At 61.4% G+C, this 25,407-nt stretch carries 29 protein-coding genes and 3 pseudogenes; 17 read left to right on the top strand and 15 right to left on the bottom strand.

Annotation, left to right across the window (positions count from 1 at the left end):
- Positions 1-41: 41 nt before the first annotated feature.
- Positions 42-920: a LysR substrate-binding domain-containing protein gene (locus tag RL_RS15930; protein WP_011652596.1), complete on the bottom strand. Its 879-nt coding sequence runs from the start codon at positions 918-920 to the stop codon at positions 42-44.
- Between the two features lie 129 nt (positions 921-1,049).
- Between RL_RS15930 and RL_RS15925 the strand changes: the two genes are divergently transcribed.
- Entirely contained in the window at positions 1,050-1,436 is a 387-nt protein-coding gene (locus tag RL_RS15925) for an ectoine synthase (protein ID WP_011652595.1), read from the top strand.
- 174 nt (positions 1,437-1,610) lie between these two features.
- Here RL_RS15925 and RL_RS15920 read toward each other — a convergent pair whose 3' ends face one another.
- Positions 1,611-2,102, bottom strand: a complete 492-nt coding sequence (locus tag RL_RS15920; protein ID WP_011652594.1) for a DUF4168 domain-containing protein — start codon at positions 2,100-2,102, stop codon at positions 1,611-1,613.
- Between the two features lie 236 nt (positions 2,103-2,338).
- A complete protein-coding gene (locus tag RL_RS15915; protein WP_011652593.1) occupies positions 2,339-3,007 on the bottom strand; it encodes a TetR/AcrR family transcriptional regulator in 669 nt (222 codons plus the stop codon).
- A 123-nt stretch (positions 3,008-3,130) separates the two neighbouring features.
- Between RL_RS15915 and RL_RS15910 the strand changes: the two genes are divergently transcribed.
- The 4 genes and pseudogenes from RL_RS15910 (at position 3,131) to RL_RS15900 (ending at position 4,810) form a co-directional block, all read left to right on the top strand.
- Complete coding sequence (locus tag RL_RS15910; RefSeq protein WP_011652592.1) at positions 3,131-3,670, top strand: GFA family protein; 540 nt, start codon at positions 3,131-3,133, stop codon at positions 3,668-3,670.
- A complete protein-coding gene (locus RL_RS15905; RefSeq protein ID WP_032992437.1) occupies positions 3,663-3,869 on the top strand; it encodes a DUF6958 family protein in 207 nt (68 codons plus the stop codon). Before RL_RS15910 ends, RL_RS15905 begins: the two co-directional genes overlap by 8 nt.
- A 298-nt stretch (positions 3,870-4,167) precedes the next feature.
- A pseudogene (locus RL_RS40570) lies at positions 4,168-4,257 on the top strand (aldehyde-activating protein); the annotation flags it as partial.
- A 109-nt stretch (positions 4,258-4,366) separates the two neighbouring features.
- Positions 4,367-4,810 (top strand): SRPBCC family protein, encoded by a 444-nt coding sequence (locus RL_RS15900; RefSeq protein ID WP_003540996.1) that lies wholly within the window; start codon positions 4,367-4,369, stop codon positions 4,808-4,810.
- Positions 4,811-4,846: 36 nt separating this feature from the next.
- Here RL_RS15900 and RL_RS15895 read toward each other — a convergent pair whose 3' ends face one another.
- Both RL_RS15895 and RL_RS40180 read right to left on the bottom strand, forming a co-directional pair.
- Positions 4,847-5,779, bottom strand: coding sequence for a hypothetical protein (locus RL_RS15895; protein ID WP_011652591.1), 933 nt, complete (start codon positions 5,777-5,779; stop codon positions 4,847-4,849).
- A gap of 178 nt (positions 5,780-5,957) precedes the next feature.
- Positions 5,958-6,131 carry a hypothetical protein gene (locus RL_RS40180; RefSeq protein ID WP_012758079.1) on the bottom strand — a complete coding sequence of 58 codons (174 nt, stop codon included), beginning with the start codon at positions 6,129-6,131 and terminating at the stop codon, positions 5,958-5,960.
- A 103-nt stretch (positions 6,132-6,234) separates the two neighbouring features.
- On the opposite strand from RL_RS40180, the gene RL_RS15890 reads away from it, so the two are divergent.
- From RL_RS15890 to RL_RS15880, 3 genes are all read left to right on the top strand, one after another.
- Positions 6,235-6,660 (top strand): hypothetical protein, encoded by a 426-nt coding sequence (locus RL_RS15890; RefSeq protein WP_011652590.1) that lies wholly within the window; start codon positions 6,235-6,237, stop codon positions 6,658-6,660.
- Positions 6,661-6,741: 81 nt separating this feature from the next.
- Entirely contained in the window at positions 6,742-6,942 is a 201-nt protein-coding gene (locus RL_RS15885; protein ID WP_041936383.1) for a hypothetical protein, read from the top strand.
- A 1-nt stretch (position 6,943) separates the two neighbouring features.
- On the top strand, positions 6,944-7,153 hold the full coding sequence (locus RL_RS15880) for a hypothetical protein (RefSeq protein ID WP_011652589.1): 210 nt from the start codon (positions 6,944-6,946) through the stop codon (positions 7,151-7,153).
- Between the two features lie 100 nt (positions 7,154-7,253).
- Here the strand turns inward: RL_RS15880 and RL_RS15875 are convergent, their stop codons facing one another.
- Positions 7,254-8,144 (bottom strand): SDR family oxidoreductase, encoded by an 891-nt coding sequence (locus RL_RS15875; RefSeq protein ID WP_011652588.1) that lies wholly within the window; start codon positions 8,142-8,144, stop codon positions 7,254-7,256.
- Positions 8,145-8,234: 90 nt separating this feature from the next.
- On the opposite strand from RL_RS15875, the pseudogene RL_RS15870 reads away from it, so the two are divergent.
- From RL_RS15870 to RL_RS15860, 3 genes and pseudogenes are all read left to right on the top strand, one after another.
- Positions 8,235-9,063 (top strand): annotated as a pseudogene (locus RL_RS15870) (helix-turn-helix transcriptional regulator).
- 223 nt (positions 9,064-9,286) lie between these two features.
- Positions 9,287-10,823 (top strand): annotated as a pseudogene (locus RL_RS15865) (Ig-like domain-containing protein).
- A 258-nt stretch (positions 10,824-11,081) separates the two neighbouring features.
- A complete protein-coding gene (locus tag RL_RS15860) occupies positions 11,082-11,294 on the top strand; it encodes a hypothetical protein (RefSeq protein WP_011652583.1) in 213 nt (70 codons plus the stop codon).
- A 124-nt stretch (positions 11,295-11,418) separates the two neighbouring features.
- Here the strand turns inward: RL_RS15860 and ftsZ are convergent, their stop codons facing one another.
- The 3 genes from ftsZ to RL_RS15845 form a co-directional block, all read right to left on the bottom strand.
- Positions 11,419-12,438: a cell division protein FtsZ gene (gene ftsZ, locus RL_RS15855; protein ID WP_011652582.1), complete on the bottom strand. Its 1,020-nt coding sequence runs from the start codon at positions 12,436-12,438 to the stop codon at positions 11,419-11,421.
- A 181-nt stretch (positions 12,439-12,619) separates the two neighbouring features.
- Positions 12,620-13,192 carry a hypothetical protein gene (locus tag RL_RS15850; protein ID WP_011652581.1) on the bottom strand — a complete coding sequence of 191 codons (573 nt, stop codon included), beginning with the start codon at positions 13,190-13,192 and terminating at the stop codon, positions 12,620-12,622.
- Between the two features lie 199 nt (positions 13,193-13,391).
- Entirely contained in the window at positions 13,392-14,012 is a 621-nt protein-coding gene (locus RL_RS15845; RefSeq protein ID WP_011652580.1) for a hypothetical protein, read from the bottom strand.
- Between the two features lie 67 nt (positions 14,013-14,079).
- Between RL_RS15845 and RL_RS39855 the strand changes: the two genes are divergently transcribed.
- Positions 14,080-14,250, top strand: coding sequence for a hypothetical protein (locus RL_RS39855; RefSeq protein WP_157865209.1), 171 nt, complete (start codon positions 14,080-14,082; stop codon positions 14,248-14,250).
- Between the two features lie 200 nt (positions 14,251-14,450).
- On the opposite strand, the gene RL_RS15840 is transcribed toward RL_RS39855, so the two are convergent.
- Together RL_RS15840 and RL_RS15835 are read right to left on the bottom strand one after the other, a co-directional pair.
- The gene (locus RL_RS15840; protein WP_011652579.1) at positions 14,451-15,824 is read right to left on the bottom strand and encodes a sensor histidine kinase; all 1,374 of its coding nucleotides are present in this window, start codon (positions 15,822-15,824) and stop codon (positions 14,451-14,453) included.
- On the bottom strand, positions 15,821-16,489 hold the full coding sequence (locus tag RL_RS15835; protein WP_011652578.1) for a response regulator transcription factor: 669 nt from the start codon (positions 16,487-16,489) through the stop codon (positions 15,821-15,823). Before RL_RS15835 ends, RL_RS15840 begins: the two co-directional genes overlap by 4 nt.
- A gap of 146 nt (positions 16,490-16,635) precedes the next feature.
- Between RL_RS15835 and RL_RS15830 the strand changes: the two genes are divergently transcribed.
- The gene (locus tag RL_RS15830; protein ID WP_011652577.1) at positions 16,636-17,124 is read left to right on the top strand and encodes a hypothetical protein; all 489 of its coding nucleotides are present in this window, start codon (positions 16,636-16,638) and stop codon (positions 17,122-17,124) included.
- 68 nt (positions 17,125-17,192) lie between these two features.
- Complete coding sequence (locus RL_RS15825) at positions 17,193-17,606, top strand: hypothetical protein (RefSeq protein WP_011652576.1); 414 nt, start codon at positions 17,193-17,195, stop codon at positions 17,604-17,606.
- A 200-nt stretch (positions 17,607-17,806) separates the two neighbouring features.
- Here RL_RS15825 and RL_RS15820 read toward each other — a convergent pair whose 3' ends face one another.
- The 3 genes from RL_RS15820 to RL_RS15810 form a co-directional block, all read right to left on the bottom strand.
- A complete protein-coding gene (locus tag RL_RS15820) occupies positions 17,807-18,793 on the bottom strand; it encodes an aldo/keto reductase (protein ID WP_011652575.1) in 987 nt (328 codons plus the stop codon).
- Positions 18,794-18,982: 189 nt separating this feature from the next.
- Positions 18,983-19,519, bottom strand: a complete 537-nt coding sequence (locus RL_RS15815) for an ATP-binding protein (RefSeq protein WP_011652574.1) — start codon at positions 19,517-19,519, stop codon at positions 18,983-18,985.
- A gap of 108 nt (positions 19,520-19,627) precedes the next feature.
- The gene (locus RL_RS15810) at positions 19,628-21,640 is read right to left on the bottom strand and encodes a BTAD domain-containing putative transcriptional regulator (RefSeq protein WP_011652573.1); all 2,013 of its coding nucleotides are present in this window, start codon (positions 21,638-21,640) and stop codon (positions 19,628-19,630) included.
- A 176-nt stretch (positions 21,641-21,816) separates the two neighbouring features.
- Between RL_RS15810 and RL_RS41145 the strand changes: the two genes are divergently transcribed.
- From RL_RS41145 to RL_RS15795, 3 genes are all read left to right on the top strand, one after another.
- Positions 21,817-22,080 (top strand): DUF1127 domain-containing protein, encoded by a 264-nt coding sequence (locus tag RL_RS41145; protein ID WP_011652572.1) that lies wholly within the window; start codon positions 21,817-21,819, stop codon positions 22,078-22,080.
- A gap of 160 nt (positions 22,081-22,240) precedes the next feature.
- Complete coding sequence (locus RL_RS15800) at positions 22,241-22,621, top strand: VOC family protein (protein ID WP_011652571.1); 381 nt, start codon at positions 22,241-22,243, stop codon at positions 22,619-22,621.
- 44 nt (positions 22,622-22,665) lie between these two features.
- Positions 22,666-23,148: a cupin domain-containing protein gene (locus RL_RS15795; protein WP_049778387.1), complete on the top strand. Its 483-nt coding sequence runs from the start codon at positions 22,666-22,668 to the stop codon at positions 23,146-23,148.
- Positions 23,149-23,888: 740 nt separating this feature from the next.
- Here RL_RS15795 and RL_RS15790 read toward each other — a convergent pair.
- The gene (locus RL_RS15790) at positions 23,889-25,379 is read right to left on the bottom strand and encodes a DUF1254 domain-containing protein (protein WP_011652569.1); all 1,491 of its coding nucleotides are present in this window, start codon (positions 25,377-25,379) and stop codon (positions 23,889-23,891) included.
- Positions 25,380-25,407 lie beyond the last annotated feature (28 nt).

Below are 25,407 nucleotides of genomic sequence, written 5' to 3'. Positions count from 1 at the left end.
GTCTCGGCGGCGACCCTTCGATGAGCAGCGGGCAGGGGATCTCATGCGCCCGATCCGCACTCCGTCATGAACCAGTCGATGAAGCGGCGGACCGGCTTTTTCGCCCAGCTGTTCGATATGACGTAATAGCCCTGGTTCTCTGCCGTCGCGATGTCGGAAAGCACCAGCAGATCGCCGCGTTCGATCTCGCGGCGGAACACCTCGACAGGGCAGAGCGCCACGCCATGGCCGGCGATTACGGCCGTCGCCAGCATGTTGAAATCCTGGAACATCGGGCCTCGGAGCGGCTCCGTCGCTTTCTGGCCGGCCTTGCGGAACCATTCTTTCCAACCATCGACGGATTCGTCGTGCAGCAGATCGGCGCCGGCGAGCGAGACGTCGCCGATCGTCCAGTTGCGTTTGGCAAGGTAATGGCGGCTGGCGACAGGCTGGTTGCGGCGGGAGAAGAGCAGGCGGCTTTCCCTGCCGCCGCTCAGATCCTCGCCCATGGTGATCAGCACGTCGAGGCTCTCGTCGTCGAAGCGTTCTTCGGCGCGGGCATAGACGATCCTGACGTCGAGATCGGGGTCACTCTCCTGGAAGGAGGGCAGGGCCGGGACGAGCCAGCGAGATGCGATCGAGGGAATGCAGCCGACGGTGATGGCGCGCATGTCGTGGTCGCGTCGCATATTGCCGGTCGCATGTGCGATCGCCGCCAGCGATCCTGAGACTGCCCGGTAATATTCGCCGCCGGCTGCGGTCAGCGTAATGCCCCGGCCCGATTTCTGCAGCAGCTTGCGGCCGAGCCAGGTTTCCAGATGCTTGATCTGATGGCTGATCGCTGCATGAGTGACGTGCAGCTCGTCGCCCGCTTTCGAAAGGCTCATCAGGCGGGCCGTGGCTTCGAAAGCGCGCAAAGCGTTTAACGGCGGCAATTGCATTTGTAAAATTTCCTCACAGATGACGCAGAAATCATCATTTGAAAATGCCAGTGATTTCAATAGCTAATTGTTGCGGGCGATGAAAATGAATCATCACTGCATCTTCAATAATTTATCAGGGGAATCGACGTGTTCGTCAGAAATCTTAAGGAGGTAGAGCTCACCGAGCGTTTCGTCGATTGGGGCAACGGCACAAGCCACCGCCTGCTGACCAAAGACGACGGCATGGGCTTTACGGTGTGCCATACTGTCGTTCGCGCCAATAGCGAGGCCTTGCTTCAATACCGCAATCATCTGGAGGCATGCTACTGCATCAAGGGCGAGGGCGAAGTGGAGGATATGGACGGCAATGTCTTTTCGATCCGCGCCGGCGATATCTACGTGCTCGACAAGCACGACCGCCATTATCTGCGCGGCGGCAAGGATCAGGATCTCGTTCTCGTCAGCATCTTCAACCCGCCGCTGACGGGCACCGAACGGCACGACCTGAACAATAAGAGCGGGTCGCAGTACTGAACCAGAGCATGATGCCGAAAAGTGTGAGCGGTTTTCGTCATCCTGTTCTGGCCGATCCCGTCGTCGACTGCCGAGATGGAAAGCAGGGCCCGGCAAATGGCGGGCACTGCTGCCGGCGCGAACGACAAGACATCCGCTGCCTATTCGTAGCGACTTACTATACGCGCGCGCAGCCTATTGCTGGGGCTGCTGCTGGCCCTGCTGTGGCTGCTGCTGGCCCGGCGGCGGCGTGCCGATCTTTTCCAGTACCTTCTTGGCCAGAGCCGGGTCGCTCTGCGCGGCCGTCAGGATCGACGAATATTCCTCGACGGAGATGTCGGGAGAAGCTTGGACGGTATCGACCATCTGCTTCTTGGCCTCCTCCTGCAGTTGTTGCTTGGCAGTCTCGTCCTTCGTCGCGCCGATCTTGGCCGAATATTCCTGTCTCACCTTGTCGACCTGCAGATAGGCAACGGCGAAGGCTTCGATTTTCTGATCGCTGACGGCTGCCGTCGCACCGTTGCCGCCGGGCTGTCCCTGCATCGGCGGCTGCGCCTGTGCCGGGGGCTGCGCTTGTGCCGACTGCTGTTGCGCCTGGGCCATGTCGACAGCGGATGCCGGGCTGAAAGCAAGCAGACTGAAGACCGCAGCGCTCAATGTTGCGACAGATGTGTAACGAGTGATCATATTCGTTCCTCTTCAAGTGCATGATTTGATTGGCAGCAGGACCGCCTCGGTCAATCGCTCAGCCCTCGAAGGCCGGGCGAGGTCGCGACGATGGAACCTTTAAGAGGGCACGGTGCGGCGGTAAGGGGGCGATTTGCTGACGATTGAGCGGCAGCTTTGTGACCGCCGGCATGTCGGCACGTGCGGAAAATTCCAGTCATTGCCGGATTCTGTGATACCCGGACCTGCGGTGGCGTTCATCGCTTATCTGGATGCAGAAATGCCGCCAGGAACGTGGTGACGGCCGCCTCGGCGTGGCGGTGAATCTGCTGCTTCGTCGGGATGGCCGCATCGCCCAGCATCATGACCCGGTTGACGGGGTCGGCCATCACCAGCCAGTTGAACTGTGATGCGGCCACCGTTGCATCGGAGAACTGCAGCAGCTTCTTGCCGGCCAATTGTTCGAAAGCGCTGCCCATGACCTCGAGCGCCCGTGCAGGGCCGCGCGCGTAAAGCAGCTTGGCGAGTTCCGGGAAGCGTTGCGCCTCCGCAATCACGAGCCGGCGCAATTGCATCAGCCCGGGTGTCAGGACGATGGTGAGCTGGCGGACGGCGTAATCAAGGAGATAGGCTTCCAGCTGAGCGCGGTTCTCCACCTGGGGGAGGCCGGTGTGAACGGCGGTATCTGCCTCTCCCATCATCTGGGTGAGCACCGCGACGAACAGCGCCTCCTTGCTGGAGAAGTGCTTGTAGACCGTCTGCTTGGATACGCCGGACCGGTTGGCGATTTCGTCCATGCTGGCTCCGGCATAACCGGTGCTCAGAAAGACTTCGGCCGCGGCACCGACGATCGCCGCCTGTTTGCGCTCCGAACGAGTGCCGGCCCGCCGCTCGGCCAGGTCGGCTTCCATACCCGGTATCAACATTCTCGATCTCCGCTCCAACCCTACTTGACACGATCAAACTGAACCGTCTAGTTCTTATAACGGAACTAAACGGTCTAGTTTGATTTTGCGGCTATTCAGCGATCCTCAACAGCGAGCGATGTCATGAACAACAAGACAACCCATCTGACGTGTGCCTGCGGAACCTTTCACCTCGAAGTGCGCGGCGCCCCGATCATCAGCGCGGAATGTCACTGCAAGAGTTGTAGTGACGCGGCTGGCAGGCTGGAGTCGCTTCCGATGCCGGAGGCGATCCGGACGATCCATGGCGGTACGCGCTACGTGCTTTATCGGAAGGATCGGATCAGCCTTTTGGCCGGAACCGAAAATCTGCGGGAATTCCGCCTCGGCCCCAATGCTTCAACGCGACGTGTCCTGGCGTCCTGCTGCAACACGCCCATTTTTCTGGAGTTCAAGGGCGGCCACTGGCTTAGCCTCTACGGCAATCTCTGGAAGCAGGACGAGCTTCCACCCCTCCAATTGCGCACGATGACCCAGAATGTGCCCGATCGCGCGAGTGTGCCCGATGACGTGCCTTCCGGCGCACTGGCGACGGCCGGCTTCTATGGCAGACTTCTCACCGCGTGGATTGCGATGGGTTTCAAAGTACCCAAACTCACTGTCAAAGGAGCGATCGATGCCTGATGACGAAAAAATCCTCATTGAAAGCATAACCTCGCCGCACCATACGGAGCGGGTCAACAAGGCCAAATACATGGCAATGCGCCACGCTCTGCTGGCCGCACTGACTGAGGGGGCACCCGGACTGACCGTAGCAGAGGCAAACATCGCCATCCTGCCGCATCTCTCCGAGATCGAATTCCCGGGCGGCGCTAGAGCATGATGCCGAAAAGTGTGAGCGGTTTTCGGACGACATCATGCTCTAACTATATAACGTAGAACAGGATTCAGATTTTAGGCCGACCCGCCCTAAAATCATCCTGTTCTAGGGCCGGATGGTGGTTGAAGGCCGTTCAACTGGATCTGGAAGCCAAGCGCATCATCCAGCGCGGGCCGGGAAAGCCTGTCAGGCTTTTCAAATGCCCTTGAGACGTCTGTCGGCTCGGCCCAGCGAACGGATGTCGCGCTAAACGTCCATTTCCTGAGCTAAGCTGAGAGTTGCCGCGTCGGTGCGCGAGGAGATCGAGCCGGGGGGCGAGATGTTCACCCGGCGCCGGCTGACCTGCGCAAGGCCGCTCGATCTTCCGCAGTTCGACGGTATGCCCGGTTGAACTACGCCAGGCAATTTTTCTTGAAGAAAAATTCGATCCGGTGTCGGATCGGCCATGCCACGCCCGTCCTAGGTGCGTCCATTCCGTCCATTCAAAAAGGATTACGACCATGCCGAGTACCATACGCCTGCATCGCGTTCTGGCGACCAGCCCGGAAAAAGTCTATCGCGCATTCCTGGAGGCAGACGCGCTTGCCAAGTGGCTTCCGCCGAACGGTTTCCTCTGCACCGTGCACCATTCGGAGCCGGTTGTCGGCGGCACGTTCAGAATGTCCTTCCGCAATTTCACGACGGGCAATAGCCACGCCTTCGGCGGCGAATATCTCGAGCTCGTCCCCGGCGAACGTTTGCGCTACACCGACAAATTCGAGGACCCCAACCTGCCCGGCGAAATGGAAGTTACCGTGACGCTGAAAAAGGTTTCGGTCGGCACCGAGGTGGATATCGTGCAGGCAGGCGTGCCTGACGTCATTCCGCCCGAGGCTTGCTATCTCGGCTGGCAGGAGTCGCTGCGAAACCTCGCCAAGGTCGTCGAACCCGACATCCAGGAATAGCGCAGGACGGACGATAATCGCCCGGCATCGGCCACATCAATCAATCCCCATGCCGCGTTTGGCCAGGGCGTTGCGGGCGGCCGCAGCGCCCCAGTCGTCGGAGAGGTCATGTCCCTCGATTTCGGTTTCGGCGATCGGCGTTGCCCGGATCAGTGGCACGGAGCCGAAAGGCAGGCCCTCGATGCGCCCGGGGTCGCGGCTCAACATGATGCGGGTCATCGGGTGGTAATCCTCGGTCAGCCGGCAGAACAGGATGGCACCGTGCTTCTCGACATCGCGGGCGATGCGATAACCGTCTGCCACGAGATCTCCGGTGTTGATCAACAGGTTCGCCCAGTTTTCGATCCCGGCCGCATCCAGTGTCGCGGCGTCGAATTCCATGAAAAGCTCGCATTCGACGCCGTTCTCTGGCTCGGATATGCCGGCCCAAGGGGTCGACAGCCCGTCGGTGGCAAGTGTCAGCCTTTCCGGCGCATGGATGGCGAGGATGCGGCAATGCGGGCCGAACCATTTCGTCTGGGCGTGAATGTTGGCCGTTCCGCGCTCGACGGCAAAGTCTTCGTGCAGCGTGCCGCGGCTCTGCCAGAAGACGCGCCGCGTAGCGGCCGCAGTCTCGTAGATCGGGTCGTCGGGGCCGCGCGGCACGATCGTCTGGTCATAACTGGTTTCGAGCGTGATCTTCGCCTGCATGAACGGAAATTTCGGCTTCTTCCAGCGGATCACCACCTTGTTGAAGCGCTGCAGCGCGGATGCATCGAGCTTTTCGACGACATCCGCGATGATGTCGAGCGGATGCCTGGAATCCTCCGGGACATGCTTTCCCTCGGCATCGAGGTAGCCGCCCGTCCTGGAAGAATGCCCCGCCTGCATCGTGGTGGCGGTCCAATCGCCGCTGACCGCGCCGGCCGGCGCCTTGCCGAGAGCCGGGGCAAGTTCCCGGATCGCATCGTCAATCGAATAGGATGCCACGTCGCCCCTCCGCCCTCATCCAAAGATCGTATCCCCAGCGGCCGATCGGCCGCGAGCAGAAGCTAGCGCGCAGGCGTCGCCGATCAATAGCGAGGTGGATCGCCCGCGAAGAGGCGCGCGCCCAGGTTCCCGGGCGCGGAGTGCTTAGGTGGAGTGGGGTGAAGCGCGCCCGCGGCGCCTATTTACTTCCGTCATTCGGCCGCGCCTTGGCGCTGTCGTTGTTGGTCGACGAGGCGGTTTTTCCGTCCGGTTGCTGCCCGAAATATGTGCCGCCGAGATGTCCGCCGGCGCTGGTATTCTTCACCTGCTGTTCGGCGCGTTTCTGAAGTTGACGAGCGTTGGTCTTGCTCATTTTCGGCTCCATGTTTGAGGTGGACCTTTGATCAACCGATGGCGGACGACACTGTTCCATATTTTCTGCAGGAACCCATCGCCTCGCGGCCGGTTTATCCACCATGAGATTCCTCGCCATCATCATAACGGGCATGGCGCTCGCAGCACCTGCAGCGCACGCCTTCGCGCTCTTGAACAAGATCGGGATGGCGAAGGCGGATTATTTCGTTGCGCAACAGGCCTATGCCGGATGGTGGATCGTCGGTCTCCTCTTGCCGCTGGCGCTTCTGGCGAATATCGGCAATGCCGTGGCGCTCAGGGCTGACGGAACAGCCATGATGCTGTCGATCGCGGCAGCAGCGCTGATCGCGCTCAACCTCGTCATCTTCATGGTCTTCACCCAGCCGGCGAACGCGGCGACGGAGAACTGGACAGTGCAGCCGGAGAGTTGGGAAAACCTTCGCGCCCGATGGGAATATTCGCACGCGGTCAACGCCGCGGTCACCTTGCTTGCCTTCTGCTGCGCCACGCTCGCCTCGATACGGTAAGCCGCTTTACGCGAAAGTGTTGCCGCGGGAACAGTTGCTGATCTTTTCGGTTTTCCCTGTTCCAACCAAGGAGGAACCACAATGGGCATGACCACACCGAAAGACGGCGCCCCCGGCACCACCGACCAGTCTCCCCGCTGGGAAGGGCCGAAGGGAAATAAGCCTCGCGGCTACATGAGGGCCAAGGATGATCCGGATCGCGACCGCGACGCACATGGCGAAAACAATCGCGACCCCGAGACGAAGAATATCAGTGACGCACTGAAGCAGAAGGGCGATTGATATGGCCAATCCCGAGAAAGACGCGGCTGGCCAGTTTGCCAAGTCGCGGGCGGACCGAAAAAGCAGTGGCGTTGCCAGCGCCAAGCCGACTGTCATCACCGGCTCGGAAGATGCCACGGTGAACAAGAACCCGCCCGGCAAGAAAAAGCCCGAGAAGGATTGGGACATCAATTACGATCCCACCGACAGGAACGAGAGCCGGTCGCACTAGCTCGGGCTGTCGCGGGTTCTCCTCACGAGCCAAGCCGGGAGGCATTTCCGCTTTCTCCAGTTACGGAAATGCTCCATTTTTATATAGCGGCACGGTTCCGCTACCCACCGAAATAGGCCGGATGGTCGATATCGGCGAGCAGGCCGGGTTCCTGCGGCTGCCAACCAAGAAGCGCGCGGGTATGCTCGCTTGAGGTCGGGATGTCGAAGCCGGCAAACATTCCGAACCAGCCGAAATGCTCTGCCGCCTCTTCCCGCGACAGCGAGACGGCCGGCACGTTGAGCCGCCGGGCGATGAGCTCGGCGATCTCCCGGAATGCCACACCTTCTTCCGCGACTGCCAGGAACGGGCCGCCGACGGCGCCGCGCTCGATCGCCAGCCGATAGACGCGGGCGGCATCGAGCCGGTGCACGGCCGGCCAGCGGTTTTGCCCTTCGCCGATATAGGCCGAGACGCCCTTGCGCCGGGCCAAATCGATGAGGATCGGCACGAATCCGTGGTCCCCATGGCCATGCACCGAGGGTGGAAGCCGGACGGTGGAGGCGCGCATGCCGCGGGCGACAAGCGATACCGCGGTGATTTCGGAGGCGCGAGGGTAGGTCTCCGAGGTCGGCATGGGCGGATCCTTCTCGGTGCCGACGCGGCCGGGGGCAAAGCCGAGGCCGGCTGTGACCAGCAGCGGCCGAACGGAGCCTTGGAGGGCTTCGCCGAGTGCCTCGATAGCGCGCCGGTCGGCGGCGCAGTTCTCTACGAATTTCGAGAAATCGTGGTTGAAAGCCGTGTGGATCACGGCGTCTGCCTCAGCCGCATCGCTTTTCAGGCTTTCCAGATCGTCGAGCGTACCGCGGTGGACTGCGGCGCCTGCGGCGGCCAGCTGATCCGCTCCCTTGTCAGAGCGGGTGAGGCCGAGCACCTGATGGCCGGCGGCAATCAACTCATTGACGACGGCTGAGCCGACCCAGCCGGTGGCTCCAGTGACGAATACGCGCATGTGTTATCTCCGTTTTTGCTGGAGACACATATCGGCCCTGCCTGTATCATGGTAAAGTAGTGACATTATCATGGTATAAAAGCTAACAGGATGGGCGAATTCGTCACCTCAGACAACCGGCTCGGCACCTATCTGAAGGACCGCCGCGTGAGGCTCGATCCCGCCGCCCTCGGCTTTGCGGGGGAGCGGCGGCGCACGCCGGGTCTGCGGCGCGAGGAGGTGGCGGGCCGCGCCAATATCAGCCCGACCTGGTACACCTGGCTGGAGCAGGGGCGCGGCGGGGCGCCGTCTGCCGACGTGCTCGACCGGATCTCGCGCGCTGATGCTGACTGATGTCGAGCGCGAACATCTCTTCCTCATCGGCCTCGGCCGGCCGCCTGAGGTGCGCTACCACAGACAAGAGGGCGTAACGCCGAGGTTGCAGGGCGTGCTTGATGCGCTCGACCCGAGCCCGGCGCTGATCCGCAATGCCATCTGGGACGTGATTGCCTGGAACAGGGCGGCGACTGTGCTTCTAACCGATTACGGCGCGCTGCCGCCGGAAGAGCGCAACGTGCTGCGCTTCATCTTCCTTGACCCGCGCGTGCGCGCCGCCCAGTACGACTGGGAAAGTGTCGCCCGCTTCGTCGTCGCCGCTTTCCGTGTGGATGCGGCCCGCGCGGGTGCCGCGGCCGAGGTCGAGCCCCTCGTCGACGAACTCTGCCGCAAGAGCCCCGAATTCCTGGCGATGTGGCGCGACAACGACGTGCGCACCCACGGTGAGGGCGCCAAGCACATCAAACACCCCATCCTCGGCCCACTCGCTTTCGAATATTCCGCCTTCCAGGTGGATGGCCGGCCGGATCTCAGCATGGTGGTCTACAACCCGGCGACGGCGGAGGATGCGGCGAAGATCAGGAGTCTGACGGGTCTGAAGTGAGCGGGTGTGTGAAGGGGAGTTTGGTTGCGTTATCGCTCTGTTGCAGTGGAGTTTTTTGACGCCCTCATGCTGAGGTGTGCAACCCATAGGGCGAAGCCCTCCATGCATGACAAAGCTGTGAAATTCTAAAATACTACCCTTGCTAGAAAATTCATTGACCGAGGCGATCTCAGCTGCTTTCCTCCCGATAGACCAAGGCGAATGGATCTTGAAGGAGATATCCATGACAGTGCTTGCAAAACCTGTGGCGGTCGATGATGTCAGCAGCGCTTCCGAGAATGACGTGATTTCGGGCAATCTGCTGGATAACGATCTGGCCGGAGGCTCCGGCAACATGTTCCTCAACTTCTTCGATGGCGAGCGGGTGCTTGCCAAGAAGGACGGGCAGATCACCGATATCGAGGGTGAATACGGCACGTTTCACGTCAAGGCCGACGGCTCCTATACCTATACGCTGAACGAGGCCGCCAAGGCGGGCTTTGTTGACGGGATGACGCTGACGGAGACGATCGGCTACAAGATCTCCGACGGCTCCGGCAACACGGATGTCGGCCACTTCAAACTCGACATTCACGGGGTCACGAGCCCGCCGGTCGCGGTCGACGACGCCTTCTCCTTCCACGAAGGAAGCGAGATGGCCCGCAACGTGCTCGCCAATGATCACCCGGGAGAGGCTGGCACGCTCTTCCTGCGCTCGGTCGAGGGCACCAGCATTCCTGCCGGTCAGGGGCAAGGGCAGACGACCGACGTGGCGGGGGAATTCGGCACCTTCCATTTTGCAGGCGACGGAAGCTTCACCTACGATCTCGATCCGGCCGTGAAGACTCGATGACGGCGAGCATGTCACGGAGAAACTCCAATATTACAAGGTCTCTGACGGCGCCGGTCACGCGGATGCCGGCGTGATCACCCTGACCGTCGACGGCGTGACGGACGGGAAGTCGTTGAACACCAATCATGTCGAGGCCCAGGCGGATGTGGTGCGCCCCTTCCTGGACCATTACGAACTCCAGGGGGTCGCGGTCGATCCGCTAACGGGTAAGTATTACGTCAGCTCCGGCCATGGTTTCCCAGATGATTCCATGGTGAGCATTTACGACAACGCCGCGGCATTTGAAGCCGACAACGCCAGCGGCGCCATCTCTCTTGGCGACTATGACAAGGGCGAATATGACATCGGCGGAACCTATTTTTCGGTCCGCGGCGGCGAGATCATCGGCCGAACCAACGAGGCGAGAGGCGAAGAGGACCCTTTCCCCGATCAGACCTATCTCGCAAAGTGGGATGCCGTCGACGGATCGTCCGATCAGCGGGGCGACCCGATCCCGGGCCTTATCGGCGAGAATGGGGCGGGTACGTTCGACTGGGGTGGATTCACGGCCGTCAATACGATGCAGGATTCGACCGGCATCTACGTCGTCGGCCGCATCGATGATTCCACCTGGCAGGTCTCCAAAATCGATCCAGATACGCTGAGCCCGATCGAATCCAAGACCTTCGCGGCGGGCGGGCTCGGATACGGCTTTGCCGTCGACGGCACGTTCTTCTTCGGCGATTCCTCCAGCAGCGAGCATATCGGCACGGCATTCGACTTCGAAACCGGGGTCAAGACAACGGTCGACGTCAACATCGCCATACCGGGAGACGACTTGATCACTAACGTGGTCTATGACTCAGCGGCGGATAATCTCTACATCACCAACACCGGGACCGACGAAATCTCCGTGGTGCACAATATCTCGGACGTCCTGTTCGTCTAGCGCATCGGCCCGAAACTCGGAATCGATTTTCGGAAAGCACGATGCGAGGATTGAAAGGTGTTAGAGCGTCCTTTGTGCATGGATGGCGGCCGACGCCTTCAGCCGGCCGCGTGGTCCGGTTTCGGCCGATGATTTGGAACCATGATCCCGCCGTACTGTTTAACTGGAAGGCGCGGAAGCGCCGATAGCGGGGATGCCGATTGCCGGCCACCCGGTAATGACGATCGGCCTTTCGGTTCGCCCATGGAGGAACACGACATGCAAACGACCCGATCGAAAGAACTGGCGGAGGAATACCTGCGGCTTGGCGGCAAACGGCTGGCCAAGATCGATGACAATATCGTTAAAATCCGCCACTGGGAGGATGACACGCCGGAGGCGGAGGCCTTCTGGCAGAAGTACATTGAGCCGCTGGATGACAAGCGCCGCGTAGAGGTCGAAACGCACCTTCCCACGATCAACGACAGGTGATCGCGAATCAACGACCGGTGATCGCCCCGATTCCCCCGGAGCGCATGACACTGACGCACGACAGCGCGGCGCGTCTGAAAAGACGCGGCAGGCTGCCGTGCTCAGATATGTCGCACCGCTGCGCTTACTGCAGCGTACGCGTCTGAACCTGCTCGGCGGCGTGAGGCGCGGATGCGGGCAGCGGGCTGCCTTCCAGGCCGGTCGCCACGACCGAGACACGGAACTTGCCGTCGAGGCTGCGGTCGAAGATCGCGCCGACGACGATATCGGCGTCTTCCTGGACTTCGTCGCGAATGCGGCTTGCCGCCTCGTCCACTTCGAACAGCGTCATATCCGAACCGCCGGAGATCGAGATCAGCACGCCCCTGGCGCCCCGCATCGAGATATCGTCGAGAAGCGGGTTGGCAATCGCCGCTTCCGCCGCCTTCATCGCGCGGCTCTCACCGGAGGCTTCGCCAGTGCCCATCATCGCACGGCCCATGCCTGACATGACCGACTTCACGTCGGCAAAATCGAGGTTGATCAGGCCTTCCTTGACGATCAGATCGGTTATGCAGCCGACGCCGGCATAGAGCACGCGATCGGCCGTCATGAAGGCATCTGCGAACGTCGTTTTTGCATCAGCGATGCGGAAGAGGTTCTGATTGGGAATGACGATCACCGTATCGGCCGCCTGGCGAAGCGCCTCGATGCCGATTTCCGCCATCCGCATGCGGCGGTTACCTTCGAAGGTAAAGGGCTTGGTGACGACGCCGACCGTCAGGATGCCGGCGGCACGCGCAGCGCGGGCGATGACGGGTGCAGCACCCGTGCCCGTTCCGCCGCCCATGCCGGCGGTGACGAAGCACATGTGCGAGCCGGCCAGGTGATCCATGATCTCATCGAGCGACTCTTCGGCAGCCGCATGGCCGACCTCCGGCAGCGAACCGGCGCCGAGACCCTCCGTCACATTCGCGCCAAGCTGGATGCGGCGCGTCGCCTTGGAGGTGGCCAGCACCTGAGCATCCGTGTTTGCAGCGACGAATTCGACGCCCGCCAGCTTTTCCGCGATCATATTGTTGATCGCATTGCCGCCACCGCCACCGACGCCAATGACTGTAATATGCGGCCGTAGTCCAGAAATGCCGCCCTTGGCGTCCGTCATCGCGCTCTCCTTTGATGCTTCGTTCATGCCCACCCTCGTATGCGGACGGCGAATCGGGCGTCAGGATACGCGAGCAACAAGGCAGAGGCGAGGCGAAAGACGTGTCAGGGGGAGTGGTGATGATGGGAAGGGGGCTTGGTTGCGGCTTTGAGGGAGGGAGTATTAGGTTGGGAGTTGACGATTACGCTTCACGGTCGCCGTGAACTCTGTTGCGACGCCGATCGATCGCGATGAGCAACCAGAAAGTCAGCAGAGCGTAAAAGAGGACCATGCGATAGACCGACTTCAATATAAGCGAATTAATGGAGTCATAGGTCCGGTAGGTCATCGACGAATAGTATCCTTGAGATTGATCATCGAAACCGTCGAAAAAAATCTGTTTGCCAATGAGCAGAACGGTGATTATCGCCATCCATGGCCAGCCCCTCCAAGCTGGCCGCTTTCCCTCGGCACGCGATATTAGAGCCGTGATACATGCGATGTTCGCAAAGTATAAAGACAGCATGGATCGCGTGGCAAAAAATACGCATTGCTCACTGTTCGAATGCCAAAGCTGCTTGAACTGGTCAAAGACGGTAAGGTTCTGATACCAGAGCGATCTCAAAAACCAAATGTCCCGAAAGTAGCAAACGCCTTTTGTCGGAAGGTGCGGAATCAGCACACAAGTCGCCACTGACAGAAGCAGCAGCGACGAGAACCAAATGCCAATCACGTTGTTTCTGCGCGAAATCTCTGGATTGTCCTGCTCGGACATATGCTTTCCCTCAACCCCCGCGAGAGGTAATTTCTTGCTGTCCGAGTGTCAACAAGAGGGCTGCTTCCTTCAAACATGCTCTCAGTTTGCCGGCAACCGTCGCTCTTGACTCGGCGTCATCCTCGGCCTTGAGCCGAGGATCCGCTGCACCGGTTGCAGATACTCGGGACAAGCCCGAGCATGACGAAAAAGGAGTTCGCTAGGGAAACGCGTCAATGAAGTTTTGATACACAATATAGAAGTGTTCGCCAACTTTGGTGACGCTGAAGGGCCAGTCCGAACTAGGATAGAGATTGACGCATTCTTTCTTTTCCGAGCACAATTTTTTTGTTCGCTGTTGCCAGGCGGCGGATTGCTCGCCGCTGGGCAAGGCAATCTCATCACTCTCATCGTACACAAGCGTTGTGGATGTTATCGCCTTGAACATACTGTCCAATGCAAATGTCCTGAATCGCGGCTCACCGCTCGTCACATCGGTTCGTTCGATCTCTGCCAGATACGCTTGCTTGTTCAAAGCAAATCGAACGCTGTCGGGCGTTATGCCGGTAGCAGCAACGATATAAATAATGACTAACCACGGAAGGGGCGTGATCAAGAGCGACACGACACGCCACCAGCGCCGCCGCGCCAAGTTGATGCAGATGGAACCGGCGATCGCGATCACGGTCAGCGCGAGAGTGATAAGGCCGATGATCCACCAGTCCCATTTGGGGGCCAGCCACCATAGCCAATATTGCGCCAGGTACGGCAAAAACCAGATTGCATATGTCCACGTAAACTTGTCATCACGTTTTTCCGACTCTGCCAAGCTACCGGTCATTTATTGATTCCCTGATCAACAATAACACGCAGGATAGATGGTGATTTGAAGAAGAGGGGTAGCACTGATGACCTATGTGAAACACGGCCTGCTGATCGCGGCCGTGATTCTGGCCACAACGATGACATATCTGCGTAGGGCCGAAGCCGCTGAATGCGAGCAGGAAACCTTCGAAGAGGCGGGATATGTCGTCTGTACTGTGGACGCTGACAAAGCCGACCCCTTTGCGAAACGTTGACCACATGAAGTTCTGGATGTCGCGGATCGGGTTATCGGCTTACAGCCTTCTTATGTGCCCCACGAACTTCCAGCATTACTGGCGGATATAGCTCAAGGGGCCCCGGCCCTCCGAAGCACGATCGCTTGGCGCCGCCTCCACAGCCTTGTCACGGGTTGAGCTCATCTGAACGAATGATCCCATTGTTTAGCTTGTCGTCATCACGCAGGAACCAACCCCATCGCCACCGGCAAACACAACACACACCGCAACCCCTTCGTCCTATTCGCCTCCAGCGCCAACGACCCGCCATACAACCCCGCCAGCTCGCTCGCGATACTCAGCCCAAACCCGTTGCCCGGCACATGCTCGTCCTCCCGCACGCCCGGCAGCAGCACGGCATCCAGGCGATCCGGCGGTATTCCCGGCCCGTCGTCCTCGATGGTGATGCGGGCGGTCGGGCCGTCGCGGCGGGCGCGGAGGGTGACGTGGGAGGCGGCCCATTTGAAGGCATTGTCGATCAGGTTGCCGAGCATTTCCTCGACATCGCTTTCGTCGCAGGCGACGCGCAGGCCTTTGGCGATGTCGGTGTCGAAGGCGATGTTGCGCTCGGCGTGGATCTGGCTGATCGCCCGGTGGAGATCGGCGACCGAGGCCGCCAGGTCGGTGCTGGCGACATTGTCTGATGATGCCATCACGCGGCGGGCGGCGGCGAGGTGGTGTTTGATCCGGTTGTCGATGCGGGCGGCGAGGCTGCGCAATGCGCCCTGCGGATCGTTTTTCTCGTCGAGCGCCAGCAGCAGGCTCGCCACCGGCGTCTTGAGGCCATGGGCGAGATTGGCGAACTGCATGCGGGTTGCGGCGAGCCGCTCTTCATTGGCCGCCAGCAGCGCATTGGTTTTCAGCGACAGTGGCGCAAGCTCGGCGGTTGTCTCATCGGGCAGGCGGGCGCGTTCTCCGCGGTTGATGGCATCGATATTGGCCGCCATGGATTTCAGCGGCCTGAGACCAAAGCGGATCTGCCAGAGCGTGCCGGCCATCAGCACGAGCCCTAATAGCAGCATGCAGGGCACCAGCCAGAAGAGCGCGCGGAGCGTCGGGCCGACGAGGGCGATCATCGGCGCCGTCGCGGTGATCGTCAGCGTCATGCCGTCGATGCTGCGCACGGCCTGGCGAAGATAGAGCGGGCCTCTTCCGTGATCACCGCCCCTGCCTGATGTCGGCATGCCCATCAGCACATGGCGCAGGTCCTGCCGGGGCGGCGGCGCGTCTATCGTGCCGTTCATCAGGGAGCGGGAGGTCAGGCGCTGTTGCCCGTCGTCGATCTGCCAGTACCAGCCGGATGAGGGGCGATCGAAGGGCGGCGCATCGAGCGGCGCGGACAAGGTGATCCTGCCTTGTGCGTCGCGCGTCACAGCAGCGGCAAGGGCGTTGATCTGGGTGTCCAAACGCTGGTCGACCTGCTCGCGCACCACCGTCTTCAGCGCCAGCCAGAGCACGATGGCGGCGACGAGGAGCGCCAGCGTCACGAAGAAGCCCGAGAACATCAGCAGCCGGCCGGCGATCGATTTCTGTTTGAGGGAGGGGGCCTTCATGGCGCCACTGCTGCCGTCAGCATATAACCGCGGCCGCGCACCGTCTCGATCCGATCGGCCCCGAGCTTCTTGCGCAGGCGGGCGATGATGACTTCGATGGAATTGGAGTCGACTTCGGCATCACCGTCATAGACGCGCTCGGTGAGTTCGCGCCGGTCGACGATCATCTCCTTGCGCAGCATCAGGCAGGAGAGCACCCGCCATTCCAGCGCCGTCAGCTTCAGCGGCAGGCCGTCGAGCTCGAAGGTGCCGAGCTGCGCATCGAAGGTGAGCGCGCCGCAGACGAGCCGCGAGGCGGCGTGGCCGGCTGCCCGGCGCACCAGGGCGCGCAGGCGCAGCACCAGTTCTTCCACCTTGAAGGGCTTGGCGAGAAAATCGTCGGCGCCGGCCTTGAAGCTCGAGACCTTGTCCGGCCAGCCGTCGCGTGCCGTCAGCACCAGAACCGGCAGGTTGCGGTCGCCCTCGCGCCAGTCCTTCAGCACGCTGACCCCGTCGATCTTCGGCAGGCCGAGGTCGAGGATCGCGACATCGAAGAGTTCGGTCAGCCCCGCATGGAGAGCGTCCTCGCCGTTGCGCGCGATATCGACGACGAAGTTTTCCGATCGCAGCACGGCAGCGATCCGGCCGCTCAGGTCTTCGTCATCTTCGACGAGCAGTACGCGCATGGGGCAGGGCTTTCATCGCAGGGCATCTCAGGGGACGGGGCCAAAACTATCGGGCCGAGCTTAACTCAATCTGAACGGAGAGGTTCAGGCAGGCGAGGGGGCGGGGCGGCTAGATTGCGACTATTACTGAAGCAAGGAGCAGATATATGCCGAACGAAGACCAGAACAACGCGCATTCCGAGGGCGCAGCCACGCCCGTGCCGCCAGGACAACGCCGGCGCCGGCTGGCGATCCCGGTGATCGCGGCCGCCGTGGCGCTTGTCATCGGGGCTGCCGGTGGCGCGAGCGCCGTGAAGATGATGCGCCCCACGCCTGAAATGGCGCCGATGACGCCGGTGGCGATTTCGGCCATGCCGGCCACCAGCCTCGTTACCATCAAGGGCAAGGTTGCCGAGATTTATGGCAACAAGTTCGTGTTGCAGGACGAGAGCGGCAAGGCGCTTGTTGAAACCGGCAGGGCTGGCGAGGATGGGGATCTTGTCGCGAAGGATGAAGTCGTCACCATCCAGGGACGCTTCGACGACGGCTTCGTGCATGCGAGCTACCTCGTTCGTCAGGATGGACGAACCGAAGCGCTGCGTCCGCCGAAAGGTCCGCCGCACAGACGATTTGCAGATTTTGATCACAGGCCGTGACGGGCGTGAACCAAAGCCGCGCTGCGGTGTTTACAGACACGCCTCATAACTCCGAAAGGAACGCTTCCATGCAACGACTTCTCCTATCAGGCCTTGCCCTTGCAGCACTCGCCGGCACCGCCTTCGCCCAACAGCCGCCCGCTCCGCCATCCGCCGGGACTCCACCGGCAGCGGCCGAACCCGGCTCGCCTCCTCCTCCGCCATCTCCGTCCACTGCTGATGACGATGAGCAGATGACGGACCGGCGGGATGCGCGGCCGGGAGATCGTCCCGATTACCGCTGGCATGGTCGGAGAGGCGACATGGGCTTCCGTGGTTTCCGCGGTCATCGCCCGCCGCCGCCACCGCCGTCCAAGGCAGCCCATTTCCGGATCGAGGACGGGAACACCCGGATCGATCTCAAATGCGCCGAGGACGAACCGATGAAGGCCTGCGCCGATCTGCTGCTCCAGGTGATGGACCGCCTGCAGGGCCAGGACTGATCATCCGCGCTTGAGGCGGGTGCCACACGATGATGCAACCGCCCGCGTTTTCTCGCGGGCGGTTTTGCGGGTTTCTCGGGGCCGTGACACCGGCGTCGAAGTCAAACGCCGCCCCGTAGACCTCAGGGAATGATGCCGCCGCTCGAATTGGTCGATCCCTCGCCATGGGGCTTTACGGTCGGCGACTGAGGGGCGTCGGTTCACCGCGTGACGCGGGCTGCCGATGTTTCCGAGTAGCGGTCGCCGTGGATCTCGATGCCTGAGAAGACCGCGTCGATCTCGGCCAGTTCTTCCGATGTGAAGGCGATGTCGGCGGCGGCGATGTTTTCCTCCAGCCGATGCAGCTTGGTGGTGCCGGGAATGGGGACGATCCAGGGCTTGCGCGCCATCAGCCAGGCGATGGCGACCTGAGCTGCGGTGGCGTTTCTGCGGGCGGCGATGGCCTCGATCGCATCGACCACCGGCTGGTTCGCCTTGCGGTTTTCGGCCGAGAGGCGCGGATTGGTCTTGCGGTGGTCGTTGCCGCTTTCGAAACTGGTGTTTTCGTCCATCTTGCCGGCCAGAAACCCGCGGCCGAGCGGGCTATAGGGTACGAAGCCGATGCCGAGTTCCTCGACAACAGGCAGGATTTCCCGTTCGGGATTGCGCCACCATAGCGAATATTCGCTTTGCAACACGGTGACCGGCTGGACGGCATGGGCGCGGCGGATGGCTTCGACGCCCGCTTCTGACAGGCCGAAATGCAGCACTTTGCCGGCGCCAATCAGATCCTTCACCGTGCCTGCCACCTCTTCGATCGGCACGTCAGGGTCGACCCGATGCTGGTAGAAGATATCGATGCGATCGGTGCGAAGCCGCTTGAGGGCTTCTTCGACAACCACGCGGATGCGTTGCGGCCGGCTATCCAGGCCGACTTCCGGCCGGCCATCCCTAAAGCCGAATTTCGTCGCGATCACCACCTGATCACGGATCGGCGCCAGCGCCTCGCCGACGAGATCCTCGTTGGTGAACGGCCCGTAGGCTTCGGCCGTGTCGAAGAAGGTGACACCCCGGTCGTGGGCCGCCCGCAGGAGCGCGACGGCATCACCACGCTCCATCGCCGGCCCGCGATGGTAGTTCAGCCCCATGCAGCCGAAGCCGATCGCCGATACGTCAGGGCCTCTTTGGCCGAGCTTGCGCTTGATCATTTCAAGTTCTCCTTCCCAGGTTTGATCCCAAGATAGGGCAAAGCCCGGCGGCGATTAGCCGGAGATATCGGCATGAACTTATGAGGTCCGCTCATGAGTTTCCCGGCTCGCTCGGAGAGGACGAACCGGGATCGGGTGAGTGGATCCCGACAGTGTCTGCCGCTTGCGCCAAAAGCTGAGGGGCTTGCGTTATGACGCCAGGCGAAACATGCCGCTGCGCATAGCCTCGATCACCGTGCGCAACGTATCTTCCCTGTCGTGCCCCTCCGTCGAGACGACATGTTGCTCGAACGGGCCCAGTGACGAGAATTGCTGATGGAGCGCGGCAATAGGGCCGGGATCGGTCAGCGTGTCGCCGCCGCGCTCCCGGCAGCGCCGGATGGCGACATCGAGCGGCGGACGCAAAATCACGTAGTGGAGGGGGGCCGCGATTTTCCGGAACGGTTCCAGGAACCAAGGCCCGACGATGCCGTCGACGACGACGAAGTAGCCGCCGCCGGCATAGCCTGTCGCCGCCTTGGTCAATACATCGACGACGACGACATTCTGTTCATGCGCTTCCGGCAGATAGGGCGGGATCACGCCGTTCTTGATGAAATGCCAGAAGTCGTCGGAATGAAGGTGGACCTTCGGCGAGCCGGGCTCGCGGGCGAGCGCCTCGGCCGTCGTGGTTTTTCCGGAGCCCGGCGGCCCGGTGAGAATGAGAACTTCGCCCGTGTGATCCATCGCGCGGCATTTTCGCACGAAGCAGCATCGTTTCGCAATTAGCCGATAGGGGGTCGGTGATAGCCCGGCATGACCCCCTTCGTTCCGAAGAAGCCGCTGAAGCGGCGGCTACTCCGGTAGTCCCGCCATCCTGAGAGCCTCGATATATCGATTGCGATCGTCCGGTCGCCGGAATGGTGGCAGCACGTCGGCGAGATTGGAAAGTCGGAGGGCTGGGTCCATCAGGCACAGGCGGGCGATCGTTTCCCGGGCTTGCGCAAGCCGCCCGGCCATGGCCTGGCTCGCCGCCATCACGCGCATCGCGCTCGGGTAGTTCAGCTGGTGGCGTAGCGATTTTCCTGCCCAGACGGCAGCATCGTCATAGTGGCCGGCGCAAAAATGCGCGAGACCGATGTTGAACTGCCAGGCAAACAGGCGCGGATCCAAAGGGCTGAGACGCATGGCGAGTGTTGCGTGTTCAATGGCCTTATCAGGCTCGCCCAGGCACACCTTCACCCAACTGCTGACGCCGAGCGCAGCGGCCAGGTTCGGGTTGAGAGAGACTGCGCGATCGATGCAGGCCGCACTGTCATCGAGGTCGCCGCCGACATAACCGATAACATATCCGCCGTAGGTGAGCGCAACCGCATCGTCCCAGCCGAGTTCGACCGCTCTCCTCGCCAGCCGGGTCGCTTCGGCAGTCTCGTCCGCGGGATTGAGCATCCAGCCGTTGCTCTTTCGTGTGGCGTAGCAGCGTGCTGCCCGGGCATGCGCTACGGCGAATTCCGGGTCACGCTCGATCGCCTCCCTGAAAAGCCGCAGGGCCTCGTCGATGACCGATCGGTTGGTGACCGTCCGGTCGAAGGCCGCCAGGCCGCGGAGATAGTAGTCGTAGGCGTCGAGGCTCTCGGTCGGCTTGCGTTTGGCACGCTCGATCTCAGCCTCCTCCACTTTCGGCGTTATGGCGCCGACGATGCTCGAGGCGACCTGATCCTGGAGATCGAAGACATTCGCCAGGGTTCCGTCAAAACGATCGGCCCAAAGATGTGTACCGGTCGACGTATCGATGAGCTGCCCGGCAATGCGCAGGCGGTCACCCGTGCGGCGCACGCTTCCTTCGACGACGTAGCGGACGTCCAGCTCGCGCCCGACCTGCTTTATGTCGACCGCCTGACCTTTGTAGGTGAAGCTCGAATTCCGTGCGATGACATAGAGGTGGCGGAATTGAGCAAGCGCGATGGTGATGTCCTCGACGATGCCGTCGGCGAAATATTCCTGCTCCGCGTCGCCGCTCAGATTCTGAAACGGCAATACGGCAACCGATGGCCGATCGTGATGTTTCGCCGGGGCTGAGATGGCCTGCGGCTGCGGCACGGGGTCGGGGCCCGGTGTGGTCCGCCGATGTTCGGATCCCTGGCGCGATTGCAGCGAAGCGGCCAGGGAGGAGGTCTCTGCCTCGGGTTCGGCCTGAAGATGCTTCCTCAAGAGCGCCCGACAGGCTTCGAACTGGCGCAGGGCTGCGTTCTCGTGGCCCCTCAGAGCGTGGATCTGCATCAGCGCTCGATGGGCGGCCTCCACGGTCGGGTCCATAGCGAGAAGCCTTTCGGCCAGCCCTTCGCAGGCCGATTCTTCCGCGGTGCCTGGCTCGGAAAGCGCTTGGCTCAGCCGCTCCACCAGCTGCAGCGCCTTGCGTTGATATGTGCTCCGATACGGGCCGAACCACTCGTCCAATTCGTCCGGAATGGCCTCGCCTGCGAGCACCTCACCGCGGTAGAGATCGGCGGCGAAGGCGAGATCGGCTGTCCGGCCAGCCTCCAGCTTACGGTCGAAGATCGAAATGTCGGTTTCATCAGGACCTGTTATCAGCGCGACGGTCTCCTGGTCCCCGTCGATGTAGACGGGGGCATCCCCGCCAGCCGGGAACGATCGCCTGATATCGACCAGCGCCTGGCGCAGGCTGTTGCGGGCCTGCTCATTGCTTCGTCCTGGCCAAAAGGTCTCGGAAAGCAGTTCCCTGCGATAGCCGCGGCGGCCGCCGAGGACGAGGGCTGCGAAGAGAAGCGAGGTTTTGCGCGTGGTGAAACGGACTTGCCGGTGCTCCCGGGACATCACTTCAAGGCCACCCAGCAACCTGATCCGCACAGATCGTCTCCCAGATTTCGACAGCGGCTGCAGGATAGCATTTCGGCAGATCGATTTAACACCGATTTAGCGGCGGCTTGTCGAGGTTTTCCTGGCCGTTCACGCTGAACCGAACAGCCGGAATACGCCCGTGTGTCAGGTTCCCACTTGCAAATCTCACAAATGGGAGACTGAAAATGGCTCACACGGAAACTCACGCCGGCATCAGCGCGCCGAAAGGACAGTCGTTCGGGTTCAGGCCAAACAGCGTCGCAATGATCGTCGCTGCTCTGAGGAAGTGGCAGCGGAGCGTCGCAAGACGGAAAGCATTGGCAGACCTGACGCCCGACCAGTTGAGGGACATCGGTTATCCCCGGGATGACATCGGTCATCCCCCGGCCAACCGACCCGTACTCGAAATCAAGGCAGGGCTGATGACGAAGTTGATGTCGATGCGGTAGTCGGAACGTACTACCCGCGCGGACGCGCCGGCTGCTGGTCGAGCGACCGGAAAGAGCTCACGGCGGGCGGCGTTGGCTGGATATCGAGTGGGCTTTGCCTGTTTTTCCGCTGCCGGGATTCAACTATGATGGGGCGCTGGAACGATAGGGAGGGCACGGCATGATCGATCATATCACCATCGCAGTGGGTGACCTTGAGAAGAGCAAATTGTTCTATGAGCGCGCTTTCGAACCTCTGGGTTATCGCCTCTCCTTCGGAAAGGAGGGTGTGTTCTGGGCCTTCGATGTCGGCGGCAGCCTGTTCGAGATACAGCACACCGACGACAAGCCGCCTCTGACGCGTTTGCACGTTGCCTTCCGGGTTCGGAGCAGGGCGGAGGTCGAGGCGTTTTATCGCGCCGCGCTCGAAGCCGGCGCCGGAGATAACGGGGCGCCCGGCCCGCGGCCGGAATATGAAGAGAACTATTATGCCTGCTTCGTTCTCGACCCCGACGGATACAATATCGAAGCGATGCTCAATGAGCCGGCGCCGCAAGGGTGAGCGCAGGGCTCCGCCCAAAGAATGCAATCGAGGGGGAGGTGGATATGTCGAGTTTCAGGAATGCTGTCGTCTCTTTACCCGGCAAGGAGCGCGTGGCGAAGACGCCGTTTGGCGCGAGGATCGTCATCCATGCCACGGCCGCCGAGACCGGCGGCGCGTTCGGGATGTGGGAAACCTTCACGCCGCCCGGTCATGGTCCGGCCCCGCACACGCATACGCGGGAGATCGAAGTCTTTCGGGTCATCCGCGGGCTCTATCGATTCCAATGCGGCGACGAGGCGTTCGACGCGCCTGTGGGAACCGTCGTCGTTCTGCCGCCATATGTACCGCACAGCTGGCGAAACATAGGCGACGAACCCGGCCAGATGTTCGGCACGGTCACGCCAGGCGGCTGCGAGCAAATGTTCATCGATATCGAGGCTTTTGGTGCCGATACGCCCGAGAAAATCGCGGTGATCGAAGCGCGACTGGGGATCATCAACGACATCACGCTTGCCCTCGGATTGACAGGCCCGCAATCGCGCTGACGATCGTCACGATGTCAATCGGGTCTGTCTATTGTCGGCGCGGTCGCTTTCGCGGCACGGCACTCTCTCAAGAGTCCTGTCGCTTGGAAGTATCCGCATGTCCTAGCCGCACGGCGTCCATGTCACCGACGCGCGCATATGGTCTTGAGGAGGCACATTTGATGCTTACGATTGGGTCGATTGTCTGGGGTGTATGGGATGTTGCGCGCGCCATCGAATTCTGGTGCGCTGCCTTGAATTACAAACCTCCGCGAGAGCTTATCGGGCGCGGTATCCTCCAACGCCCCTCATCCTGAGGTGCGCAGGCCAAAGGCCGGAGCCTCGAAGGACACGCTGCAGCGCTGCTCCTTGCATCGATGTTGCCTCCACACTGCGCACCCGCCTCGTCCTTCGAGGCCCCTGCGGGGCACCTCAGGATGAGGCTCTCTTGGGCGCTGGCGTGGCGGCGGCGGCAACTGGCAAGAAGCGGAACCTTTGCCGACCAGGTGAATGCTGTCGACTCGATGTCTGACGGATCTCACGTCCTACTCCCGCTTCATCGCCCGCCACACAGCCGGCGGAGTGGCGAGGGCGCGGTTGAAGGATGCTTGGAGGTAGCCGGCATCGTATCGCCGCGATCGGCTAAGCTGATGTGGCGAGCGCGGCGCTTGCGAGGTCGAGCCGCCAGTCCCTGATGCGACGGGCCGGAGGCAGCGGCGAGCTTCAGTAGCCGGTCGCTCCTGAGCTCCCCCTCAGCATCCTCATCCTGCCTTCGTCATCGGCGGCTGTTTCCATGTGCCGTCAAGCGCTTCCGGCTTCGGCCAATAGAGGCGCATCGCGATGAAGAAAGGGCCTTTCGGCGCCGGTAGCCAGTTCGGCTCCTTGTCCTTGCCGGGGGATTCGTTCTGGATGTAGAAAGTCAGCCCGCCGTCGGCATCTTTCACGAATTGCGGCAGCATCGGTGAATTCAAGAGGTAGCGGTCGATCGGGTTGGCGACGAGCAGGCTCTGGGGCAGCTCGTACATGGTGAGCGACCAGAAGGCATCGACCGGCGGCAGCTTGTCGGGGGCGAAATGGACCGTGTATTTGGCTGCGCCGTCGAGCTTCTTGCCTTCGGAATCGAGGGCATAGACGGGATACATCGCCTCCTCTTTGGAATTGCCGTAGATGCCGAGCACGGCGGCGGCCATCCGGTAGAGGTAATTGTTTTTCAGATAGGCGCGCGTACCGAACATGTCGCCCGAGGTCACTTCGCCCGCCTCGATGCGTTTGTGCAATGCCGCGAGATCGGCCCACGCGTCGGCCATTCCCTGTTCGATAGCGGTTTCGGTTGTGGGGGGAAGCGTGCCGGCGTCGAATGTCTTGCCCGCATCGATGCCGATCGTGGCGAAACGCTGCATTAGTTCGGTCTCGGAGGGATCGGTCGGGCAGAATTGCAGGATGAAATTGAGAATGTTGAAAAATTCGGGCGAGGTCTTCTGTTCGGCCGGTGTCAGTGGCTTGATGAAATCGATCGCAGGCGCGGCCTCAGGTGCCGGCTGGCCCAGGAATTTCGACAGCGGCTCCGCTTTGTACCCGGCCTGGATCTTCTTCACATTATCAAGGTCGCCGAGGTTGAAGAGCTGCGTCCTGTAGGCGGCAAGCGCCAGCTCTGTCTCCGACCGCATAACCTTGGTGATGCCCTTCGGCGTCTCGCCCTTCCAGTTCGGCCCGGCGATCAGGAAGCTGCCGCCATCATTGCCGGTGGCGCGGCTGCCGATGTAATCGAAGTTGAAGGTGTAGGCATCGATCAACTGGATGCTGAAATAACGATCCTTCTCGATGGGCGGCACCGTCAGCACCATCGGCTCGGCGCGAAGGTCGAGGCCGAGCATCGAATAGGGGGTGTCCGAGTTCGGCGTCTGCACTGCCGTGTCGGCAGGCGTATAGACGCGCGGAATGTTGACGAGCTGGTTCCACGGGCCCTTGTATTCTGGGTTCGCGGTATCGACGAAATAGGCGTGCTGGATGCGATAGTTGTCGACCATTGGAAAGCCGTAGATATAGGCCTCCTTGGCGATCACGCGCGCCTCGTCCTCGACAACATCGGCCGCCCTGACCTTGAGCGGGCTCAGCCCCGCCAAACCTGCCGTGACAACCAGACCCTTGGTGAAGTCCCGCTTCGTGATATCCATGGAGGTTCTCCCATTCATCAAGGTTGATGGTACCAATGTCGACGGCGAATGGTGCGCAGTCGAGGCAGGAAAGCGCAAGTATGTTACAGTAAACTGCGGCGTAACT

Origin of the sequence: Rhizobium johnstonii 3841, assembly GCF_000009265.1 — a bacterium.
Classification (GTDB): domain Bacteria; phylum Pseudomonadota; class Alphaproteobacteria; order Rhizobiales; family Rhizobiaceae; genus Rhizobium; species Rhizobium acaciae.
This window is presented reverse-complemented; position numbering and strand designations above follow the sequence as displayed.